The organism is Moorena sp. (assembly GCF_982860115.1).
On the sequence record NZ_CEYLVT010000440.1, the window covers coordinates 1 to 2,361 of the forward strand.

The window sequence follows — 2,361 nt, forward strand, 5'->3', positions numbered from 1 at the left end:
TCTGCTGTATCTCTCACTACATAAGACTTTCATGCCTCGTTGTCCCCCTGTTAGGGCTCAAGCACAGCGATACTGCCAATTTGGACTAGACACACTCAAGCGCATTTTTAGAATGAAATAGCCCTGATTGCCTATTGCCTTAAAAGCATCAGCAATATCGCCTAAACGTTGTTGACTCAACCAACAACCTAATTTTCCCAATCTTGGCTAGTATCACACAAAAAACTCTCCTCAATCACCTCATCAAAGCAATAAAGACAAGCTTCTGGAAACGTTCGTATTGGCAAATTAGTTTCCCGCAAAGCTAAGTCAATACCTGCTTCATAGCCATCCATCATTGCTTCCGACCGGCGAGACTTTAAGCTGGGGTTTTGCCGTAAATGTCGTTTAATTGCCCGACGTTGCTCTCTAATACTCAAAAACCAACTGCGGCTACGATTCTCTGGTTGATACTGCCACTTGAGCAGATGACCAAGCAGAACGCAAAGGCGACTTACCAATTCCCGATATTCCTGTCTTCCCAAAGCTTGAATTTCTTCCTCAAGATGCTGCCAATCAAGCTTAGAAAATTGCTTATGCTTCAGTGCTTGGGCTTGCTGCTGAGTCCAAGCATAGAAGTCTTGCTGGTATAGGGAAGGTTTATCCATAAACTTGAAAAAATTATTAGATTTTTTTACATTGATTTTACATTAATCTAAGAGGTTGTCTGAGAAGTCTCATTGGCTACATCCAAGCCCCCTAAATCCCCCAATTTTGGGGGACTTTTAGAAGCAAATTGACTCTTATTCCCCCCAAGCGAGGGATTGCTCGCTTGGGGGGCTAGGGGGGCAAAAATCAGTATAAAAAAACTTTTCAGATATCCTCTAAATACCTATAGCGTTTCTAGGGCAGTTAGGACATGACAAAAGTCTCAAACCTAAATAAGCGCAAGAGTTTGACTTCTGACTTCTACTATATATCCTAAAACCCAAAAAAAATAGCCGTAGAAATACTATCCACGGCTATGTCAATCACATATGTCAGAAATTTCCGAAACCCAAGGCCAAGGGGGGGAAACCCCCCCAGAAAATTAAGGTGTTATGGCAACAACCAATACTTGGTCATAGTAGTAATTACTTCTCCTGGAATATCGGTCGCTTCTAGAGGAGTCCACTCCGCGATTTCTGCATAACCTAGGGAATACAGCATCTGGATACTATTGATTACTGATTCACGAGGCCCTTTGAGAGTGTGCTGAGTGGGTTTTTTCTTGAAATTGCGAGTAAAGTTGTCTGACATTGTGAAAAACTTCCACTTGGTTTACAATGATTATTGTAATCATTGTAGTTTTATTTGTCAAGGGTTTAAAAAAAAAATTTTGGAGAGTTAAGGAGTAATAAAAAAAGCTATTATAGAATTAATTATTAATTATTAATTGAGTATTGCTAGCATGCCTATTCCCTGCTCCCTAAAACCCAGCTATTTGTACCTTAAAAGTCGTAGAATTGCTATAGTTTTCTTTTATATGTAATACCAATCCTAAATGAATTGCGATAATTTTTGTTCCCTTTTCCCTACTCCCGTCTTGATGCAGTCGCTCATGGGGGAAACCCCCAAGACCGCGCTGCATCGCTACTCCCTAATCCCTGTTCCCTGTTCCCTGTTCCCTGTTCCCTTTGGTAAATGACTTACGACAGTACCCTAAAATATCTTGTTGAACAATATCCCCAAGCCTTTACCCGTTGGTTGTTTAACCAAGAACCAGCAGAGGATATCGAAATTCTCAACACGGAATTAAGCACAGAACCAATTCGGGCAGATGCCTTGTTTTTTGTGCGAGTTGCTGATGCTATTTTGCATCTGGAATTTCAAACCTTACCCCAATCTGAACCTCCCTTACCCCTGCGGATGCTCGATTATTGGGTCAGGTTATATCGCCAGTATCGTTGTGATATTGAACAGGTAATAATTTTTCTCAAACCAACCCGATTATCCGGAGTATTTGTCAATCAATTTACTGAGAGGAACCTATCCTTCCGCTACCGGGTGATTCGGATTTGGGAATGTGATCCACAACCGTTACTTACCACCCCAGGATTACTACCCTTGGCAGTATTAGCACAAACTGAAGTGCCAGAAACCTTGCTATCCCAGGTAGCAGCCAGAATCGATATGATTGAAGATAGACAACAGCAGCGTAACCTATCTGCTTGCGTACAACTGTTGGCTGGGGTGAAATTTGATGATCAGTTAATTCAAGCCTATTTTCGGGAGGATATGATGCAAGAGTCAGTAGTTTATCAACGAATTATTCGTCAAGGATTAGAACAGGGATTAGAACAAGGAAAGCGCAATGAGCTTAATTTAATTATCCGTCAAATT

The 2,361-nt window shown here is 41.3% G+C and carries 4 protein-coding genes; 1 reads left to right on the forward strand and 3 read right to left on the reverse strand.

Annotated elements, in window-relative coordinates; all coding sequences use genetic code 11:
* Positions 1 to 188: 188 nt before the first annotated feature.
* From AC4II3_RS32475 to AC4II3_RS32485, 3 genes are all read right to left on the reverse strand, one after another.
* On the reverse strand, positions 189 to 647 hold the full coding sequence (locus AC4II3_RS32475) for a DUF29 domain-containing protein (RefSeq protein WP_490723037.1): 459 nt from the start codon (positions 645 to 647) through the stop codon (positions 189 to 191).
* 430 nt (positions 648 to 1,077) lie between these two features.
* Positions 1,078 to 1,278, reverse strand: a complete 201-nt coding sequence (locus AC4II3_RS32480; protein WP_293052532.1) for a hypothetical protein — start codon at positions 1,276 to 1,278, stop codon at positions 1,078 to 1,080.
* Between the two features lie 169 nt (positions 1,279 to 1,447).
* On the reverse strand, positions 1,448 to 1,609 hold the full coding sequence (locus AC4II3_RS32485; RefSeq protein WP_488006363.1) for a hypothetical protein: 162 nt from the start codon (positions 1,607 to 1,609) through the stop codon (positions 1,448 to 1,450).
* A gap of 53 nt (positions 1,610 to 1,662) precedes the next feature.
* On the opposite strand from AC4II3_RS32485, the gene AC4II3_RS32490 reads away from it, so the two are divergent.
* Positions 1,663 to 2,361, forward strand: a 699-nt coding sequence (locus tag AC4II3_RS32490) for an Rpn family recombination-promoting nuclease/putative transposase (protein ID WP_490723038.1), incomplete at its 3' end; no start/stop codon positions are given.